This is a genomic window from Paenibacillus diazotrophicus (assembly GCF_042610465.1).
Genome location: NZ_JBGJZN010000006.1, coordinates 314217 through 335283, shown reverse-complemented (window position 1 = coordinate 335283; position 21067 = coordinate 314217). Strand labels below are relative to the sequence as shown.

Here is a 21067-nt window from a genome sequence, read left to right as displayed (position 1 = left end):
AAGGTACAACCTCGGACAAGCTACCCGGCGGCGGTTGTGCCTCTTTGTTATGGGCAGAGAACGGAACGTTTGTGCAATAAGGCATAAAAAGTGTGCAACAAGCATAAACGAGGCATTTTCTTGTTTTTTTACTTTTTATGGATATCTTTTGCGTTAAGTATTCGTACATCTACGAGCGGTCTGCGGCTCCTTTGGCCGGAATTTCTCCGTAGGTTACCTATGCTCACAAAACTTAGCATGTGCTTCCGAGGCCAGTTTTGTTCGAAGCTGTTCAAGGATGCCATGCTCACAAAACTTTTAGGAGGAATTATGAATGTTACTTGAAGCTGTCTACCACCGTCCGCGGTTAAACTGGTCTTATGCTTATGATCACGAGACGATTCATCTGCGCCTGCGCGCTAAAAAAGGGGATTTAACCGAGGTGTTCGCCTGGGCCGGAGACAAGTATGCCTGGGATGCCACCAAGGAGCTGATCCCGATGACTCTTTTTACCTCAGACGCGATGTTTGACTATTGGGAATGCTCTTCGGTACCTCCGCACCGCCGGCTCAAATATGGATTTCTGCTGCAAAAAGGACATGAACGCATTTGGATGACCGAAAGTGATTTCCAGACTGAACGCCCTTCCAATCCCAACCGTCTGTTTGAATTTCCCTACATAAACCGTGGTGACGTCTTTTCTCCGCCGGCTTGGGTGAAGGACGCCATCTTTTATCAAATCTTCCCTGAACGGTTTGCGAATGGAGATCCCAGCCGTAATCCGGATAATGTGCAGCCCTGGGGCGGAACGCCTACACCCGAGAACTTCTTCGGCGGCGATCTGCAAGGGGTTATCGACCATCTGGACCATTTAAGCGAGCTTGGTATTACCGGTATCTACTTCACGCCAATCTTTACCGCCACTACCAACCACAAATATGATACGGAAGACTATATGTCTGTCGATCCGCACTTCGGAGATGTAGAGACGCTCAAAAAACTGGTCGCCGCCTGCCACGAACGCGGGATTCGCGTGCTGCTTGATGCGGTGTTTAACCATTCAGGCCGAACCTTTGCCCCGTTTGTGGATGTACTTGAAAAGGGTGAAGCTTCCCCTTATAAAGATTGGTTCCATATCCGTGAATTCCCGCTGCAGGTAGTGAACAATATTCCGACTTATGATGCTTTTGCATTCGAGCCCCTGATGCCGAAGCTGAACACCGAGAATCCCGCTGTAAAGGAATATTTGCTGAAAGTCGCGGAATACTGGATCACCGAGGCCCACATTGACGGCTGGCGGCTTGATGTAGCGAACGAGGTAGATCATGAGTTCTGGCGTGACTTCCGTAAAGTGGTCAAAAAAGCCAATCCGGATGCCTATATCCTGGGTGAAATCTGGCATGAATCTGCCCCTTGGCTGGAAGGCGACAAATTCGATGCGGTGATGAACTACCCGTTCACCGATGCAGTGCTTGACTTCTTCGTCTACGGCACACTAGATGCCGAAGGCTTTGCCAACGCCATTGGCAAACAGCTCTCCCGCTACCCGCTGCAAGCCAGCGAAGTGGCCTTTAACCTCTTGGACAGTCACGACACACCGCGCCTGTTAACCCTGGCTGAAGGCGATAAGAACAAGCAAAAGCTCGCCTCGTTGTTCCAGTTCACATTCATGGGCACACCTTGCATTTATTATGGTGATGAGATCGGGATGGACGGTGAGGGTGATCCAGGCTGCCGCAAATGCATGGAGTGGAACCCTGAGAATCAGGATCTGGACTTATTCAGCTACTACCGCAAGCTAATAGAAATCCGCAGCAGTCATCCTGCACTTCGCACCGGATCTTTCACCTTCCTTGAAGCTGGACCGCAGGGCACCAAGCTGGCCTATGAACGCCGTCTGGGAGACGACATTATCCTGGTACTGGTCAACACAGAGGAGACAGCGCAAACTTTCCGCCTGGATGTGGAGGACCGCAATTGGGAGAACCTATTCACTGGCGAGGCACTGCGTGCCGAGCGGAACAAGCTGTCGATCAAACTGCCTGCCTACGGGTATGCTGTGCTCAAGGCGTTATTGTAAAAGCACAAGACAGCTATAAGAGTCATGAATTCGACTGACCTAGCTTATCAAACCACAGAAATAGAAGGGGCTGTCCCAACTTATGGGACAACCCCTTCTGTATGTCTGATAGGCTATCAAAAATGAATAACCCTATGCTCTTTTGCACTCCTGTAAGTTTCAAATACAAGCTCCAGCGTCTTTATGTTGTCTTCTCCGCTGGTCTGAAATTCCTCGCCCGTGTTCAGACAATGGATGAAATGCGATTGCAGACGGTAATGGCTTTCTTCAAAATCGAGGCTGTTGTTCTCCGAAACCTTGATCTCGGTGCCATGGTTGTCAATCACACTGATGGTGCCGTTGCTGTATAGCTTCACCGTTGCCTTATCACCCTCAATTACCAGTTGCTCCTGGTGTTTGGGAAGCACAGGGGTTGTTAACTTCTCCGGCAGGTTTTGCCGCGTAGCCCAGCTCATATCCATTAATCCCATATAATTATCATATCCCAGAGTTATCAGTCCCGCATCCTCCCCCTTGATATAAGGGCTGATTCGTCTGGTTTCGGCATACAGCCGTTTGGGGTCCCCAAACAGATAACGCCAGGTGTCATACCAATGAACCCCCATTTCATAGAATAGCATCTTGGGCATCTCCCGAAAAAACGGTTGCGGAAGCTCATTCTCCGGTGCAAAGCGCGGGGAATAATAATCAGTATGGATGTAACGGATCGTGTTCAAGTTACCCGCTACACCGTCATCAAGCATTTGTTTGATTTTCTGGAACGGCTGCAGCCAGCGCCAATTCTCTGTGACCATAAGCCGTACATTCGCGGCCTTAGAAGCTTTTACCATATATCTGGCTTCCTCTACAGAACGGGCAAAGGGCTTCTGGCACATGACATGCTTACCCGCTTGAACCGCTCGGCTTACTAATTCCGGGTGAGTATCCGGTGCAGTAATAAGATCAATTACGTCGACATCAGCGTTAGCCAGCATATCATCTAAGCTGACGTAGAGTTTATCGGCAGAAAGACCATAGACCTCTGCCTTCTTTTGCAGCTTAAGCGTATCCAGATCACACAGTCCTTGAATCTGAACACCTGGAATACGCTTCCACGCTTTCAAATGCATATCAGACCAATATCCCGCGCCTACCACACCAATTTTCCACATATCCGTCACCTCTCTACCGGCCGCCGGCATCTTCCAGACGAGTCATCCTGAGTGCCATGTACATCCGCCCAGGCAGATTGATCTGGAAATGGCCCTCATAGCTGCCCTCCAGCTTGTCAACAGTCATGTTCCAAGTATCGAGCAGCTCAACTTGATAGCGGATGCCTGGTTTCATCTTGAACTCGCGGAACTTGGGCTGATTGAAACCGAAGTAGAACAGGTAGTATTCATCTTCGATCCCGGCCCGGGGCAGATCCCAATCGGAAGGCAACGGATTCAGGCCGTCTGCCGGCCCCTCATTCATAACACGGCGCAGAAATGCTATACGTTCTGGACTGGTTCCATAAAGCTGACCACCTTTGGCCCACCAAATTTTATCCTCCGCATGCAGATACGTCTCCCCATGGCCGACATATCCCCCGCGAATATATCCTTCCCAGAAGCGACGGACCATTTCTTCTCCGGTAATGTTCCCCCAACCGTGTTCCATATTGCCTTCATATGCACATTCATCGATCACTACCGGCTTATTCCATTGGTTTCTCCATTCCCCTGTATTCTCTGCTGTCTTGTATACGTCAACACGTTGTATACTGCAATGCGTCACCCAAGGCTGATGATAGTCGTAAAATTGGATACCGTTGTGGTTGGAGATTAAGTGCCTGTAAGGGTCATTGTCTGTTACTATTTGAGCGAACCGTTCCCAATCCTCAGCGGTTTTATTCTCCATGAAATCGTATTCATTCGCAAGTGACCACCAAATATGCCGATAAGCCGATAGTCTTGCCACAATATAACGGAGATACCGGTCATCTGCTTCCTTGCCCATATCAGCAAATCCCCAGCGGTCATAGGGGTGAAACAGTATCAAGTCAGCCTCTATGCCAAGATCGCCAAGATTGACAATCCGTTCCTCAAGATGCCTAAAGAAGGCCGGATGAAATCTGGTGTAATCCCAGCCCTGTTCAATCGAACCTTCGAATGGATAGTATATCGGCTCATTAGTGTTGTAGCAGTACGACTTAGGGAACACGCACATTCTCAGTTTGTTGAATGAACTCGCTTCCAAGGTTGCTAGTGTCTCCTGTTCCATCTCCTCACCCTGATGGGTCCAGGCATAGCATGTAGTACCGACCGGAAAATAAGGGGTTCCATCCTCATAGGCAAAATGAAAGGTATGTTTAACACGAACCGGCCCATGATTCCCTGTGTCGCCAGCTACACATTCAAATCCCCCTTCAATTCCGTCAAGAGTGTGCTCCGTGCTGCTGGTTCTGAACGACCAAGCGCCTTCTCTATCAGGCATAAATCGGATGCGATATACACCTTCCCCATCATAGAACCCAGAGCTCTGAATAGTGTGTCCGCCCTCAGTAAATGCTGCTTGTAAGGTAACATCCACAAAAGGATTGCCCTGTACAGGTCCTTCATGCAGTACAATTTCACACACTCCCCATTTGGACACTTTATCCGGGATCATAATGGAGACCTTCTCTTGTCTATCCGTCATAACATCAACTCCTCCCTTCAACTTTTGCTACGAATAAAAAGTAAATCAAACCCAAAACCGATTACTAAACGACACAACTAAAAAAAGAAACAAAACAAAACACCCAACTAAACAATAACTAAACAAAATAAAAAATTCACTATCTATTTTTATCCTACACGAAGAGAAAAAGATCGTCAATATAGTGATTATATTGCAAATTCAAGTGATCTATTATATACTAAACAAACTAAACAAAAGTGAACGGAGGAAAACCGGTGAATATGGAAGAGCTTGCTAAGCTTGCCGGAGTATCCAAAGGCGCAGTCTCTTTGGCACTGTCCGGGAAGCCTGGAATTGGACAAGACACACGCGAGCGGATTCTTCGCATTGCGGATGAGGTTGGCTATACGTTAAAAAAGCAGAAATCCACGGGCGAAAGCACCGGCAGGTCTCTGCGGTTTTTGGTATTTACTAATGATGGACTGGTGCATGAGGAATATTATCAGCAGCCTTTTTTCAGAGAACTCATTCATCATATTGAAGAACGCTGCCGGATTAAAGGATATACACTGATCTTCTCTGCGATCGAACAGAACAGCTATGAACAAGACATTCAGATCGTTATGAACGAACGGACGGACGATGGAATCATTCTTCTGGGCACCAATTTACCCGCCCACCAAATCTCGGATATCGCAGACAAACTGCCCAATTTAGTAGTCTTGGATACCTGCTTCGATTCGCTTCCGGTTCGTTTTGTGGAGATCAATAATTTCATGGGGGCATATCAAGCAGGCAAATATTTGGCAGAGCTGGGACATCAGCGATTGGGGTATATTGCCTCCGAAGAACGGATTCACAACTTTGAGGAGCGCAAAAGAGGGTTTTGGTCTGCCTTGGCTGAGTATCATTTGGAGATTTCCAAAAGCAACATTCTGGCTGTGCCTCCGACCATGTTATCCTCCCAAGGACCCTTAAAGGAGAAATTGCGCAAATTAATGGATCATGGACAACCTTTCCCTACCGCTTTCTTCTGTGAATGTGATTATATAGCCATCAGCACTATGAAGGCACTCGCTGAACTTGGCTTCTCCATTCCAGAGGATGTATCGGTCGTCGGATTCGATAATATCAACGAATCTCTCATTCTGACACCGGAGCTAACCACCGTTCACGTTGAAAAGCAGCAGATGGCGCATTGGGCCGTTGACCTCTTGACTTCACTTCACACGAGCTCAGGCGTGAGCGCAAAAATTAAAATCGATACCCGCTTTGTCGACCGGTCATCCTGCAAGCGGCTTAATTCGCCATAAATCGGCGCTTAATCCACAGCATTCATCAGTAAGACTATGTGCGAATGCGAATGTATCTTCCAACACCATAAAGGCACTCTTCCAGGTGGAGAGTGCCCTTGTGGTGTTATTTGCTATGTTGATGTACCGCCTGCTGAATTAGTCAGCTCTTGAGTCCATCATTAATGGCTACTTCCCAAGCAACCTGTAGATGACCTCTGCCGCTTCAGCACGGGTCATCGATGCCTGTGGCGCAAATTGGTTGTCAGTTCTGCCCTGCAATAGACCCAATTCAACAGCAGCCTGGACATAAGCAGTTGCCCATGAGCTGATGCTGGAAGTATCGGCAAACGCCGGGTTGCCAGTTACAGGTTCTCTCTTCTTACCTTGCTTCACCTCCAGTGCCCGGATAATCAAGACAGCCATCTCTTCACGGCTGATCGCTGCACCCGGAGCGAACAAGTTCTTGCTGCGTCCAGTCACCAGCCCCTGACGGACTGCTGCGGAAACATAGGATGCATACCAGGCATCCGCCTTCACATCCGTGAATCCGCTCTGCTCTTCCGCCTTCACATCCGCAAATGCAGACTGCCCGTCAGCCTGAAGTCCGAGCGCCCGCATGAGAAGTGCGGTGAATTCTGCGCGGGTGACCAGGCCCCCCGGTTTGAATTCGGTAGTCGTCACACCCGATATTACCTGCTTGGCACTGAGCGATTTAATTGCTGTCTCTGCCCAGTAGGAAACCGGAACATCCAGGAAAGATCGGCTGATCTCAAGCGCCGCATATGTGCTGAAATGAGTAACCTTAGCTGTAATTACATCTCCCTGCTGTACGCCTCCGATATACTCCAATGAATTGCGCTCACCCAAATTATATACACCAAGCAATGCCTTGTCGGGATTGCCCTTAACCTGGAAGGTCAGTGTAACCGGTTGAGCAAAAGAGGTCACCGGAAGAATCGTCTTGTCTTTACGTATAATCTCAAGCTTGAACTCATAGACATCCGATGCCGCTTTTACCACCGTATGATCCTTGTTGAGCCCAGTCAACAGAGCGCTTGATGCCTCGCCTTGCAGCGACGCTGCTCGCAACAGAATCTGCGCACCCTCGGCATCCGCTCCAGATAATGTTCCCTGAATCCGACCCAGAACCTGGGCTGGCAGCGTAATTGTGAGCCTATCCATATGAAGCACGAGATCATTTGGCCCCAGCATAGCTGCAGCCTGAATTGGCAGAAGCACTGCCTGCTTGCCTGAAGCCAGTTCCACTACAACTTTACCATCCTTGCCGTTCTTCAGCGTATCCCCGTTCACAAGCTGCGTATCTGCCGCAGGTGTGACCGTGGGGACGACAGGTGTTGGCACAGGTGCTGCCGTTTCCGCTGGTGCTGGTGTAGCTGTCGGGGTTGGTGTTGGCACAGGGGTCACCTTCGGCACTAAAGCCAGAATAACTGTTCCGCCCTCATCCCTGCCCGGCAATTCAACCGTAACTTTTTGATCTTGGGATACCGTATAGGTCTGCCCGCTATATTCATCCACAACCGCAGCCTGTGCGGCAAAAGGAACCGGAAGACTAACCGATACCGCCTCTGTCTTCGTGTTGATCGCCGTTACTATATTTTCTTTGCCATACTGCTTGTCAAAAGCCAGATAACCCAGCCCATCCGAGCCGGCCAGCTTGGTGCGTACACCCTTAGAATAAATCTGCGAGTATTTGGCACGGATGTTCAGCAGCTTCTGGTAGTGGTCGTGAAGTCCCTGCTCCGCACTCAGCTGATCCCAAGGCATATCCCCGCGGTTCTCGCTGAACTCTCCTTTCGACATATCTCCGGCATTTGCACCGGAACGCCCCAGCTCTTCTCCGTAGTAGATGACCGGCTGGCCTTTGGCTGTAATTTGCAGCGCAGCAGCCACCTTCAGCTTGCCTTTGTCACCACCTATATAGCTGGATAAAAAGCCGTTCTCGTCATGACTGCTCAGGAATTGAGCCATCATTCCAGTATTGTCCATCCGGGCTTCCCGGGTTTGCAGATATGCATCTACAGCCGTGATTTTTCCGTCTGTAAAATCTTTTGCGGCATTCTTGAAGCCAAAATCAAGCAGACCATCCATCTGGCCGGACTTCAGATTGCCCCCATCGTTATCCAGAGTACCGCTGTAATATTCGCCAACCAGCTTGAAGGCTGGATCTATTGCAGTCAGCGCATTTTTGAACGCCTTCCAGGTTGTGCTATCCACATGCTTCACCGTGTCCACACGGAAATAATCGATTGTATCTCCACGTTCGGTCCGGGCATTATCCAGCCAGCCCGTCTGCCAGTCGATAACGGTCTGACGCACTGCCGGATCTTCAGTCTTGAAGTCAGGCAGACCTGCCAATTCGCCCTTCACCGGGTCCGTATCCGCGGACACACCGTCCGTGCGGAGCATACCGCCAAAACGCGCCTTATCCTCAGCCGTAACACCCGGATAACTGTCCTCCGCCTTCAGGCCGTATCCGGTATGATTCAGCACAACGTCTACCATAATCTTGATGCCTTTGTCATGGGCTTTCTCGATCAGCTCCTTGAACGTGGCCATGTCCCCGAGATGCTCATCCAGCTGGGTGAAATCCTTGGCCCAGTAGCCATGATAAGCATATTGCGTGCCGCCAAAATCAATACCCTTGTTGAAATCGATATTGTCTACAATCGGCGTAATCCAGAGTGTATTAATGCCAAGCTGCTGAAGATAGTCTAGATTGTCGATCATCCCGCGGAAATCTCCACCATGATAGGCTTCCAGATGGGTTTTGTCGACATTGGTGTTGTTCGTAGCATCCCCGTCCTTGAAACGGTCAGTCAGTGCGAAATAGATCCGGGCTTCATCCCAGTCAAAATCAAGCCGGTCACCCGTATACGTTCTTGCCTTCACCTCAACTTCAGCCGTGCCTTTGTGCGTATTTCCATAGGAATCCATTAGCGTAATCGGGATGGTTTTGATTCCCGCGGGCACAGTGTTCTTAACGGCAACCGTCTGTTTCATGAGCGCTGTGTCCAGCTTCACTGCAGCCGGTCCGCCCAGGGCAGTCAGATCCATATAACCGTCCACGAACGATACATCTTCCGCAGAAGCAGCTTTAACGGTTACCACTGCATTTTCATTGGAGGTAATGGCTTCCGGCTGGACTGCCGCAGTAATCGTCACATCCGGGATATGATAGACGACGACTGATTCACCGTTTACGGTGTTTTTCGGATCGTTCAGCTCTTCGGTCACTCCGTCCTTGGTCACGAGGAAAGTATACTTGTATGTGCCTTCCTGCAGATCCTTCAGCTGATAGCTGAACCATTCATTGGCCGTATCGTATAACATAGGATACTCCGTGCCATTCACTTTAATCTTAACCCCGCTGATTGCAGCCAGATTATCAGTTCGGAAGAGGGCATCATCCCGGTAGCGGAAGGTGATCGTCCCGTCTTTCATCACAGGACCGACAATCACCGGTTTGATATCCAGCTCTTTTACCATACTGGTGATAACCACCTTGGTAAAAGCTTCACCAGCCGTGAGCGGAATGACCCGGTCGTCAGGGTAGTCCTGCTTGCCGGTATTCCAGTCCGTTCCCTTGCGAAGCACAAAACCCACACTCGTGGCATTCGGTGCCACCTCAAGCATCACACTGGCCTTGCCATCCTTGAAGGTAGTGAAATCGATCTGGTCGTTTTTGACTCCCGTATTCCACACCCAGAGATTCCAGTCGGTATAATCCTTATCGTCCCGTACATAGGTAATTTGAACATACCTTTTGGTATCCACCGCGTCTTTGGTCACTTCAACAGCAACCGTTGTGGTGAGACCGCCATACGTGATTGTAATGGTGGCGGTGCCTACCTTAACGGCTTGGACCAGCCCTTTGCTTGTCACCGTGGCAATCTCCGGATTGCTGGAACTATATGTCGACGTATCTGTAACCTTTCTGGAGCTGCCGTCATCATATTTGGCCATAACAGCCGTTTGATGCGCGCTGCCGATTTGGAGCGAATAGCTTGGGCTGTCCGTTCCAAGAGAAGTCAGAACAGCTGCGGCGGCATCCTTACGAATGACCACAGCAGTAAGCGGGGCTAGCGTAATCGAATTCGCTGTAAGCGTGAAGCCCGTCTGGCTCTCTGCAGGGATTGCCGCAGTTCCCGCTTGATCGTCGTCCACAAGCACCTGCCCTCCGGTCAGATCCTCGGAAAGCGTAAGGGTTCTCGCTGCATTATCCCCGTTCATGAAGACGTAGTAGAGTCCGGTTCCATCGGTCGCTTTATTCTTGTAGCCGATCACCAGATCGGTTGCCTGGATTTCAGGCGCTGCGATCAGGCTGACATTCGAGTCCACCAGACTTTTGTCACCAAGCCGGAAGGCGTCGGTGGATTGTCTCAGCTGAATCAGTCCAGAAGTATATGCCCGGGTGGCATTCTGAACAGGATAGTTGATGTCATCCGTGGCTTTGGCCCAATCGAACTGGTTAACGGCATCCGAAGAATCGTAGGAATCGTTGATAAAATAGCCAACGCTCTGCCCGTTCCCGTCCTTCAGCTCCGTATATTTCTGCTCGGGAACCCCCGCTCCCTTCCACTGCTTCGTACGTCCATACTCCTGGCCCGCCTGCAGGAAGGCTGTCCCTTGGGAAGTGAGCTCCAGCAGATTGCCCAGCCGTATCCGCTTCTGGATTTCCAGCTCATTCACGGCAATCGACGGGTCCTTCCGGATCGACTGCGCAATGACATCATGCAGGGTCAGATTGTCATGGGCTTCGATATACGGCACAACATCGCCCGGATCATCTGCTGGAATGTTGGAAGGCTGCGCTTTGATATTGTTGAAGATCGTAGCGATAGACCGTGCTCCGCCTGTTATGAACCGGGGCTCCCCTTCCGAGCCAAAACCGGACTTCAGCTCATTACGGAATTCATCGGAGAATACACCGATATTATCCGTTTTGTCCATCCAGGACTGGTCTGCGCCTTTACCGGTTAGTGCCGGATCGGAAGCGGCCCCGCCGAAGGTTTTCCAGCCTTCCCCGATGAACAGCGCTTGCGGATTAATCGCTTCAGCAGCATCATAAGCTGCCTGAACAGCATCTGCTGTCGCGTCCCCCATCATATCCCAGCGCATGCCGTCGATTTTATATTCGCTGAACCAGTATTTGACCGAATCCACCATCAACTTCTCGGCCATCTTATGGCTGGTCGCCAGATTGTTGCCAAAGCCCCCGATAAAGCTGCCGTTCGCATCCTGGAAGGCATAGTAGTTCGGTACGATGTCGTTCAGAAAATCTTTTTTCGCCATATGGGTATAGACGACATCGAGAATGACTCCCATGCCAGCCTTATGGACCGCATCTATCAGGCCTTTCAGCTCCATGATCCGCTCTTCGGGATCAGCAGGATTCTGCGAGTAAGCCCCATCCGGTGAGAAATAACTCTGCGGATCATACCCCCAGTTGTATTCATTGTTCTGGGCTGAATAGGCGGATTCCCTGTTACCCATCTTCGTTTCGTCTCCATAATACCAAGCCATTACCGGCAGCAGCTGAATATGGGTCACGCCCAGGGATTTAATATAATCGAGCTTCTTCTCAAAAGCCGCATACGAACCCCAGCGTTCACCGCCCAGCTCGCTTTCAATCGACACATCCGAGGTGAAATCCCGTACATGAACCTCGTAAATAACAGCATCCTCCCGCTTCTGATAGCCAGGGATAGCCGCTGCCCCGAAATCCGGCGGATTCGTCCCGCTGAGATCAACGATAGCTGCTTTACCAACCATGTCTCCGTCAGGCCCAGCCGCACCCGTGGTATTCACAGTGAACACTGCCATTGATTTGGCATAAGGATCAAGTACCTGCTTGCTAATACCGTTATTCGTCACTTCGTACTGGTAGTAGAAGCCGCGCACATCCCCGGCTGCGGACGCACCACTCAGATCAGACGGCTTCAGCTGCACCGACCAGACCCCCTTATCGCCTGGAGTCAGGCTGACCTGACCCACCTGCATGGCGGCGTCAGTCTTGCTGTACACATTGGCTACTACACGGCTAGCCATAGGTGCCCACAGCTTCAGGGTCGCAGAGTGATCTGCCGGATGATAGTTAGCCCCCAGATCATCTCCGGTGTAATTGTACATTTCATCAAGCATTCTCCAGCCTGCCGATGCCGATACACTTTTACCGGAATATGTCACGCTGAGAGGAGCCTGGTCCAGTGCAAAAGCCGCTGTGTCCACCTCAACAGAAGTCGTGCTCTTGATCATCACGGCCGTGACAGTAACCGGATTGCCCGCTTTGTCCTTGACGGTTATTGCGGATTTCAATGCAGCAGCATCCAGACCGTCCGTTAAAGTAAAGGTCAGAAGAAGCTTGCTGGTGGACAAGACCTCCGCCGATGCAAGACTCACAGGCAGCTCGCCAAAAGGGGACACATACACATGATCATCACCCTTTTTGATCCACAGCTGATTGTAGCGGTCCAGCAGACCGAAGGTTTTATCGCCGCCGTCCTTATCACCGCTGGAACGGTTCACCACCACAAAGCCCATTTTTTTGGCATTCGCCTGAAGCGGAATATCGGCATAGAGCCCATAGGCATCCTTATGTTCGGCTAGAAACGGCGTCGCATCCCCCGGCCAGGTCACCGGCAGCGAAGCAACCTCATCCCAGAGCCACAAGCCGTACTGATTCTGGTTGCTGTCCTCTCTCGTATAATGGACCCGCACAGTATTGGCCGGGAGTACCACCGGTTCGTAAGAAGTCACAGCATCCGAGTCTTGCATGATCCAGACCTCATTAGTCTGCGGAGTGTTGATCGTAAAAAGCTTGTCGCCTCCGTCCTTTGCCTGTGTGCTGCGGTTAACGACGAGGAAAGAGATTTTCTTGGCCCCCGTCTTCAGCGGCACATCGGCATAAGCTCCATAGGCATCGGTCTGCCCATCCGGAAAAGGGGTTGCACCTGCCGGCCAGCCTGCGGAAGGTGAGGCCACATCATCCCACAGCCACAGCCCCTGATCGGCGTAATCCCCGGCAGGCCGGTTGTAATGAATCCGCAGCTGCCCATCCGGTACAGGAATCACTTTTCCGGGTACAGCTGGCGCTGTAAAAGAGGCACTAACCCCGTGGTCCTGTGCATTATACCTGAAGGTAACCTTCAGATCGTTCGGAAGCTTCAGTGTCTGGTCCACATCTGGGTACAGCTGATCCACGCCCGGCGTATCTCCAGGAACATACACCCGATAAGCGTATTCACCTGCCGGCAGATTGGCGGTCCGTTCATAGATCCCATCCATATCAGGATCGGACAACGCTGCTGCTGCGTCAGCCGGAGAAGAATCCCGGACATCGCCCAGCTCCGTCTGCAGCGTTCCAGTCAGCTTGGGAAGCCTGTCGGCCGCTATCGGTGTGTAATAGGTGGAATCAGCGATTTTCTTGGTGATGTCATTATAATAAAAGGTTACGCTGGTCTCAGCTGTAAGCGTTAACATAATATTGCCGTTCTTGTTGACTCCAGCGGGATTGGTGTAGCTGCTGTATCCGTAGCTCTCATCCCAGGTACCGTTCAAAGCGATCTTGTATTCATATACGCCTGCGGGCAAGGTACCCGTGAACTTGTACATTCCATTGTCCACATAGGTTAACTGTGTCACGCTGGCATCAGGATTCCAGTCTGCGGTAGGCGCTGCCCCCGTTGATAATTCGGACTGAAGATCGCCCACGAGCACAACCTTGGACGCTTCCGCTTGCACGTTGCCCGGGTAAGAGAAATAAGAACACACAAAAACCACACTCATACAAATGGCAAATGCCTTCTTGCCCCATAACGCCCATTTCATTTTGGCTGATACCCCCATCATTGAATTTGCCTAAAAACGCTACTGTTCCACCATCTCACGGCTCTTACATGGATCTTTCGCGATATTCTTTGCGGCTTCAATTGAGCCCTTTCATTCTGCTTTGGCAGCCTCCTCCCGATAAATAAATTTGTTATCGATCCTTTGAACTGCTTCGTTACTGCGAATTGCTTCTTTTCTGCGAATGGCTTCACCAAGAATGCGCAAACGTTTGCAATTAACGGCATGCGGTATATAAACCATAGAAACTAAGGGTCCGGCATGACGAATCGAGTAGAAACAGCAAATGTAAGCGCTTTTTAATTCTGTTCAACATACTAATCCCCTATCTGGATCGTTGTCAATAACCATTTCCAAATGAACAAGTAGCCAGCATCTGGAACGGCCTTCTGCAACTCTTGCCATTTTGCACACAAATCCTGCCGGAAGTTGCGCAATCTTGCATCTCAGCTATCAAAAACTATCGTATCTCTCCCTCCTAACCACCTGATTTCACAAGTAAATATCAGGAAGCGAATAGTCTTCGCCAGTCTTGCAGGACGCCTGCCTATGGCCCTTAGCAAGAGTTTCACTATTTACAATTAACAGCTCTTCGATTAATATTACAGAGTAAAGCAAACGGTTCCATAAGGAGGTTTCTATGACAGTTACCATCAAGGACGTGGCTAAGAAAGCGGGAGTATCTCCCTCCACTGTATCCCGGGTGTTGTCAGGTCATCCCAGAATTAGCCTAGAAACTTCCCGTAAAGTCAAAGTAATTATGGAGGAAATGGGCTACACTCCGAATATGATGGCCAAAAGCCTGGTTTCAAAGACCACGAACAGCATTTGCATCATCCTGCCGAAACCTGCTGAAGAGCTGTTCTCCAATTTATTTTTTATGGAATTGATCCGTGGGATTGTTACACAGTCCAGCCGATCCGGCTATGATGTGCTGATCAGTTCCGGTGCGAACGAGAAGGAAGAACTTGAATCCGTCTCCCGCCTGCTCAAAGGCCGCCGTGTTGACGGCGTTATTCTGCTGTATTCACGCAAAGACGATGCGGTGATTGATTTTCTGGAATCGGGTGGCTATCCTTTTGTTCTGGTAGGGCGAAGTGACCGCTATGAGGACATCCTGTCGGTGGATAATGATAATGTGATGGCTGCTTACGATGCTACCAACCACTTGATATCCATGGGACATGAACGAATTGGCTTTGTAAGCGGCCCTCCCAATCTCATCGTTTCACGCGACCGGCTGGAAGGCTACCGCAAAGCGATGGAGAAGAGCGGACTGGAAATGCGGGCCGAATGGATCGTTGAAGGTGAATTTTTGCAGGACAGCGGCTACCGGGCGATGTCTTTCTTCATGAATCTCCCGAACCGTCCCACAGCACTAGTAGCAGTCGACGATATGGTCTCTTTCGGCGTACTTCGCGGGCTGAATGAGCTGAAATACAAGGTTCCTGAGGATCTGGCGATTGTCAGCTTTAACAATATTCCGCTTTCGGAATTGTCCAGTCCGCCGATCAGCAGCATCGACATCGGTATCTACCATCTTGGCTACACCGCTTCCCAGGTGCTGATCCAGAGCATCCAGAAACCGGATAACCATGACGGATATACGAACCGGTTCGTGATCCCGCACCGCTTAATCGTCAGAGAATCATCCATGTATTCACCAGTGAAGAAGTAATTGCAGAACCAAATAAATGAAGCTATTGATGCTTCATTTATTTTTTCGAAGTTTGTACAAACGTTTGCGCTACATATTGTTCCAATTGCTCAACTCGACTTACCCTCATTCAGTTGAGATTGGGAATACGGTTTATTGCACACTATGAAGGATATCCGATTGCTAGACATCATACAGGATTCCACCAAATATATGTGCTCGGCAACCGTATTGTGGAACATCGCACCACGCTTTCCGCCTGTTTAATTAGTGCAACTTCAGGTCTACCTTGTCTGAAAAACTATTACTAGGAGGTTCTACCATGTCAGAGATTAAAGCCTGTTTGTTCGATTTGGACGGAGTGCTCGTAGATACCGCTAAATATCATTTCATTGCCTGGAGAGAGCTGGCTCAGCAACTCGGCTTCGACTTCACCGAGAAGGATAATGAACGCCTCAAGGGCGTCAGCCGGACGGCATCACTCAACATTCTGCTGGAAATCGGCGGACTAACCCTGGATGAAGCACGCAAATCCCAGCTCGCCGAGCAGAAGAACAAACGTTATGTCGAATACATCGCCAAGATGGACAGTTCGGAGATTCTGCCGGGCGCCTTGGATTTCCTGAAGGAATGCCGGGCGCAGAAGATCAAGACCGCTCTCGGCTCCGCCAGCAAAAATGCAATGATGATCCTGCAGAACACCGGTCTCACGCCTTATTTCGATGCCATTATCGACGGCACACACACCAGCGCAGCCAAGCCCGATCCTGAAGTCTTCCTTCTTGGAGCCAAAGCCGTATCCGCTGAACCGGGTGAATGTGTGGTGTTTGAGGATGCCGAAGCAGGGATCACCGCCGCCATCCGCGCCGGCATGCGCAGCGTAGGCATCGGTTCGCCGGAGACCCTTGCGGCAGCGGATATCGTTGTCCCTTCCCTGGCGCACATTAGCGTGGCTGCCCTAAGAGAATCATTTGCACGCGTATGACGAACATTAACAGTTATCAGTAATGTGAGTCTCTTTTGCCCTACTTTTTATAACAGAACTATATGTGAGAACTGGAGTTACGTGAGAGCGAAGCAGGTGAAAGGATTGTGAAGAAGCGTCAGCGATCGTAACAACCTTTTGCTTGTGGAGCGGTCTGTACGTAGCCTGCATCATCGAACGAATAGTTCCATTTATATCATCCCCCATTTAAAAGGAGCCGGTACCCATGAAACAATATTTAAAAATCGACGAATGGTCCATCATCGAAGAATCTTTTGATCCGCAGACCCAGGAAATTTCCGAAAGCGTATTTAGTCTCGGGAACGGGTACATGGGCGGACGCGCCAATTTTGAAGAGCAGTACAGCGGGCATAGCCTGCAAGGCAGCTACATGGCTGGCGTCTACTATCCGGATAAAACACGGGTGGGCTGGTGGAAAAACGGCTATCCCGAGTATTTTGCCAAAGTGTTGAACAGTACGAACTGGATCGGGATCAATATTGACATCGACGGCACTCCGCTGGATTTGGCAGCCTGCACCGTCAGCGAATTTCACCGGGAACTTAATATGAAAGAAGGTACCTTGTCCCGCAGTTTCACTGCCACAACAGAGAGCGGTAAAGAAGTAAAGGTTGAGAGCATCCGTATTGTCAGCATGGCCCGCCGCGAGATAGGTGCGATCCGCTACTCCATCACTCCGCTTAATTTTGCCGGGGAGCTGACTATCACTCCTTACCTCGACGGTGACATCAAGAACAAAGATGCCAACTATGACGAGAAATTCTGGAATGAAGTCGAGAAAAAAGGCGCACCGGACGGCGGACACCTGACTCTGAAAACAAAGAAACTCGATTTTCACGTGACTTCGGCCTATCTCTTCGACATTCTCGTGAATGGTGACAAGCTTACACGCACAGCCGAAGCGATCGAGCAGGAAAAATATGTTGCCAGTAAAGTAGTTTTCCCGGTAAAGTCCGGTGATCAGGTGGTTATTTATAAGTATGCCGCAAATGTCACCTCACGTAATCATGGGCTGGGCCAGTTGGTTGAGGCCGCACAAACTGCGCTGCATAGTGCACGGGAAGCTGGTTTTTCGGCGCTTTTGACTGAACAGCTGGAAGCATGGAAAGACAAATGGAAGGAAAGCGACATTATCATCGAAGGTGATGTGTCGGCGCAGCAGGCGATCCGGTTCAATATTTTTCAGCTGAATCAGACTTATACTGGTGAAGATGACCGGCTGAACATTGGACCGAAGGGCTTTACCGGGGAAAAATACGGCGGCAGCACCTATTGGGATACAGAAGCTTATTGTGTGCCATTCTACTTAAGTACTGCGGATTCCTCGATTGCCCGCAACCTGCTGATCTACCGGTATAAGCATCTGGAGAAAGCCAAAGAGAACGCCCGCAAGCTCGGGTTCAAAAAAGGCGCGCTCTATCCAATGGTAACGATGAATGGCGAAGAATGCCACAACGAGTGGGAGATTACATTCGAAGAGATCCACCGCAACGGCGCCATTGCCTATGCCATCTATAACTATGTGAATTACACCGGAGACAAAGCTTATCTCGGCCAATACGGCCTTGAGGTGCTGGTGGAAATCTCCCGATTCTGGGAAGAACGTGTACACTATGTACCGCACAAAGACAAATATGTAATGCTCGGCGTCACTGGCCCGAACGAATATGAGAACAATGTCAACAACAACTGGTATACGAACCGGATGGCTTCCTGGACGATGGAATATACACTGGAAGCACTGGCGTATCTGCAAGAGAATGAGTCCACCCGCTATGCAGAACTGGTCGACAAGCTGGAGCTGGATGAGGCTGAAACGGTGAAGTGGAATAAGATTATCGCCAAGATGTACTATGCTGCGGACGAGGAACGCGGGATCTTCCTGCAGCAGGACGGATTCCTCGACAAGGAGATCATTCAGGTCAAGGATGTACTGCCGGAGAACCTGCCGCTCAATCAAAAATGGTCCTGGGACCGCATCCTGCGCTCCTGCTTCATCAAACAGGCTGATGTGCTGCAGGGACTCTACTTCCTGGGCGACCGTTATGACCTGGAGACCAAAAAGCGCAATTTCGATTTCTATGAGCCGATCACCGTTCATGAATCCTCCCTCTCCCCTTGTATCCATTCTATTCTCGCCTGCGAGCTGGGGTATAAGGAGAAGGCTTATGAGATGTATCTTCGCACGTCGAGACTGGATCTCGATAATTACAACAATGATACGGAAGACGGCTGCCATACCACCAGCATGGCGGGAACCTGGATGTCCATCGTACACGGCTTTGGCGGACTTCGGGTGCATTCAGACCGTCTGATTCTGAACCCGTCCAATCCGGGTCACTGGACAGCTTATTCGTTCAAAATCATGTTCCGCGGCTCCCGTCTGAAAGTAAGTGTGACCGATGTGTTGGTTACCGTTGTCAATGAAACCGATATTCCGGCGTCCATCACGATTCATGGCAAGGACTATACAGTGAACGGACTGAGCAGCGTTACATCTGAGGGAACTTCTGTTACTGTATAATCTTTGTTACCCCGGAGGCTTTAAGTACTTCGGGGATTTTTTTGTAATTTGAACTTGCGATGAGAATTACAAGATGCAAGTAACGGAGGGGATTTTTGGAACTGTAGGAGCGGTAGCGACCGCCTTTGTCACCGGATATCAACCGCTGGCAGCGGTATAAATTGAAGATATCAGGGGGCAACAGCGGCCGGAAGTCCAAAATCACCGCAGTTACGACCAACATCTAAATTGGAAACTTCTCTGGCTCAAATTCAAAACACTCAAAGGAGCTAACCGAATGAACAGAACCTTTTGGAAAGAAGCCGTAGTCTATCAGATCTACCCGCGCAGCTTCCAGGACAGCAACGGAGACGGGATCGGGGATCTGCAGGGGATTATCTCACGCCTCGATTATCTGCAGAAGCTAGGGGTGGATGTCGTCTGGCTCTCACCGGTCTATAAGTCCCCCAATGACGACAACGGCTATGATATCAGCGACTATGAAGATATTATGGATGAATTCGGCACCTTGCAGGACTGGGAGGAGCTGCTGAACGGGCTGCATGAACGCGGGATCAAGCTGATGATGGACCTTGTGATCAACCATTCTTCGGATGAACACGCATGGTTCCTGGAGTCCCGCTCCTCCAAGGATAATCCGTACCGGGATTATTATATCTGGCGTCCTGGCGGTTTGGATGGCGAGTTGCCGAACAATTGGAGCTCGATCTTCAGCGGCCCCGCCTGGGAGCTGGATGAACAGACAGGCGAGTACTATCTGCATCTGTTTTCCCGCAAGCAGCCGGATCTCAACTGGGAGAACCCGAAGCTGCGGGACGCGCTGTACAAGATGATGGCTTTTTGGCTGGACAAAGGAGTGGACGGACTGCGCATGGACGTCATCAACATGATCTCCAAAGTCGAAGGCCTACCTTCTGCCCACTATGAAGGTCTTGCTCCCGGCGAACTGGCCGGTGGAGGAGAATATTATATGAACGGGCCTCGCGTCCACGAATATCTCCAGGAAATGAACCGTAAGGTTCTCTCCAAATATGATGTAATGACGGTAGGTGAAACCCCGGGTGCTACGGTGGAGGATGCCATCCTCTACACTGCCGAAGACCGTCAGGAGCTACAGATGGTCTTTCAATTCGAGCATATGGACGTGGACTCCGGCCCTGGCGGCAAGTGGAATGTGATTCCCTGGACATTGACCAATCTGCGCGGCATCCTGCATAAATGGCAGGTAGGTCTGGCGGAATGCGGCTGGAACAGCCTGTATCTGAATAATCATGACCAGCCCCGGATGGTATCCAGGTTCGGCGATGACGGGGATTACCGCATTATTTCGGCCAAAATGCTTGCCACCCTCCTCCATACCTTGAAGGGGACCCCTTACATTTATCAGGGTGAGGAGATCGGCATGACGAACGTGGAGTTCCCGCGCCTTGAAGATTACAAGGATATTGAAATTCATAACATGTACCGGGAAAAGGTTACCGAAGGCGGCGGGGATCATGATACGATCCTCAAGGCCATCCATGCCAAAGGACGTGACAATGCGCGTACACCTATGCAATGGGACTCTTCGGCCAACGCCGGATTCACGGAGGGCACTCCATGGCTGAAGCTCAATCCGCGTTATGAGGAGATCAATGTGGAACAGGCGCTGGCCGACCCGGATTCGATATTTTATTATTATCAGAGGCTGATCCGTCTGCGCAAAGAGCATCCTGTTATGGTCTACGGCGATTATGATCTGCTGTTGCCGGAGCATGAACATATTTATGCCTATACCCGGACGCTTGCGGGCGAGCGGTGGCTGGTGCTGCTGAATTTCTGTGAAACTCCGCAAACCGTGGAGCTTCTGGATGAGCTGAACCATGTGACTGAAATCATCATCAGCAATTATCCCGAAGAGCAGGCGGATATGGACCGGGGAACCCTGCGCCCTTATGAAGCCAGAGTCTGCCGGCTGGGGAACTGACGTCTTCTTCTCACTTGAGCTATACTTAAATAAACATGCCTGTCAGCGATG

Annotated in this window: 9 protein-coding genes; 6 read left to right on the top strand and 3 right to left on the bottom strand. The window is 50.4% G+C overall.

Annotated features, from left to right (window positions below; translation table 11 throughout):
- Positions 1 to 313: 313 nt before the first annotated feature.
- Complete coding sequence (locus ACAN54_RS22340) at positions 314 to 2059, top strand: alpha-glycosidase (protein WP_379160686.1); 1746 nt, start codon at positions 314 to 316, stop codon at positions 2057 to 2059.
- A gap of 116 nt (positions 2060 to 2175) precedes the next feature.
- On the opposite strand, the gene ACAN54_RS22335 is transcribed toward ACAN54_RS22340, so the two are convergent.
- Together ACAN54_RS22335 and ACAN54_RS22330 are read right to left on the bottom strand one after the other, a co-directional pair.
- The gene (locus ACAN54_RS22335; RefSeq protein WP_379160932.1) at positions 2176 to 3210 is read right to left on the bottom strand and encodes a Gfo/Idh/MocA family protein; all 1035 of its coding nucleotides are present in this window, start codon (positions 3208 to 3210) and stop codon (positions 2176 to 2178) included.
- A 13-nt stretch (positions 3211 to 3223) separates the two neighbouring features.
- Entirely contained in the window at positions 3224 to 4720 is a 1497-nt protein-coding gene (locus ACAN54_RS22330; protein ID WP_379160683.1) for a DUF5605 domain-containing protein, read from the bottom strand.
- Positions 4721 to 4977: 257 nt separating this feature from the next.
- Between ACAN54_RS22330 and ACAN54_RS22325 the strand changes: the two genes are divergently transcribed.
- A complete protein-coding gene (locus tag ACAN54_RS22325; RefSeq protein WP_379160680.1) occupies positions 4978 to 6015 on the top strand; it encodes a LacI family DNA-binding transcriptional regulator in 1038 nt (345 codons plus the stop codon).
- 168 nt (positions 6016 to 6183) lie between these two features.
- On the opposite strand, the gene ACAN54_RS22320 is transcribed toward ACAN54_RS22325, so the two are convergent.
- Positions 6184 to 13866: a pullulanase gene (locus ACAN54_RS22320; RefSeq protein WP_379160677.1), complete on the bottom strand. Its 7683-nt coding sequence runs from the start codon at positions 13864 to 13866 to the stop codon at positions 6184 to 6186.
- 637 nt (positions 13867 to 14503) lie between these two features.
- Here ACAN54_RS22320 and ACAN54_RS22315 point away from each other — a divergent pair.
- From ACAN54_RS22315 to ACAN54_RS22300, 4 genes are all read left to right on the top strand, one after another.
- Positions 14504 to 15541, top strand: coding sequence for a LacI family DNA-binding transcriptional regulator (locus ACAN54_RS22315; protein WP_379160673.1), 1038 nt, complete (start codon positions 14504 to 14506; stop codon positions 15539 to 15541).
- Between the two features lie 301 nt (positions 15542 to 15842).
- Entirely contained in the window at positions 15843 to 16505 is a 663-nt protein-coding gene (pgmB, locus tag ACAN54_RS22310; RefSeq protein WP_379160670.1) for a beta-phosphoglucomutase, read from the top strand.
- Positions 16506 to 16731: 226 nt separating this feature from the next.
- Entirely contained in the window at positions 16732 to 19050 is a 2319-nt protein-coding gene (locus ACAN54_RS22305) for a glycoside hydrolase family 65 protein (RefSeq protein ID WP_379160667.1), read from the top strand.
- Positions 19051 to 19327: 277 nt separating this feature from the next.
- Positions 19328 to 21016 (top strand): glycoside hydrolase family 13 protein, encoded by a 1689-nt coding sequence (locus tag ACAN54_RS22300; protein WP_379160664.1) that lies wholly within the window; start codon positions 19328 to 19330, stop codon positions 21014 to 21016.
- The last annotated feature ends 51 nt before the right edge of the window (positions 21017 to 21067 follow it).

What these genes read in the sequence shown, in the direction of transcription:
- ACAN54_RS22340 (WP_379160686.1), top strand. Translation starts at nt 314, where the DNA reads ATGTTACTTGAAGCTGTCTACCACCGTCCGCGGTTAAACTGGTCTTAT.
- ACAN54_RS22330 (WP_379160683.1), bottom strand. Translation starts at nt 4,720, where the DNA reads ATGACGGATAGACAAGAGAAGGTCTCCATTATGATCCCGGATAAAGTG.
- ACAN54_RS22335 (WP_379160932.1), bottom strand. Translation starts at nt 3,210, where the DNA reads ATGTGGAAAATTGGTGTGGTAGGCGCGGGATATTGGTCTGATATGCAT.
- pgmB (WP_379160670.1), top strand. Translation starts at nt 15,843, where the DNA reads ATGTCAGAGATTAAAGCCTGTTTGTTCGATTTGGACGGAGTGCTCGTA.
- ACAN54_RS22315 (WP_379160673.1), top strand. Translation starts at nt 14,504, where the DNA reads ATGACAGTTACCATCAAGGACGTGGCTAAGAAAGCGGGAGTATCTCCC.
- ACAN54_RS22320 (WP_379160677.1), bottom strand. Translation starts at nt 13,866, where the DNA reads ATGATGGGGGTATCAGCCAAAATGAAATGGGCGTTATGGGGCAAGAAG.
- ACAN54_RS22300 (WP_379160664.1), top strand. Translation starts at nt 19,328, where the DNA reads ATGAACAGAACCTTTTGGAAAGAAGCCGTAGTCTATCAGATCTACCCG.
- ACAN54_RS22305 (WP_379160667.1), top strand. Translation starts at nt 16,732, where the DNA reads ATGAAACAATATTTAAAAATCGACGAATGGTCCATCATCGAAGAATCT.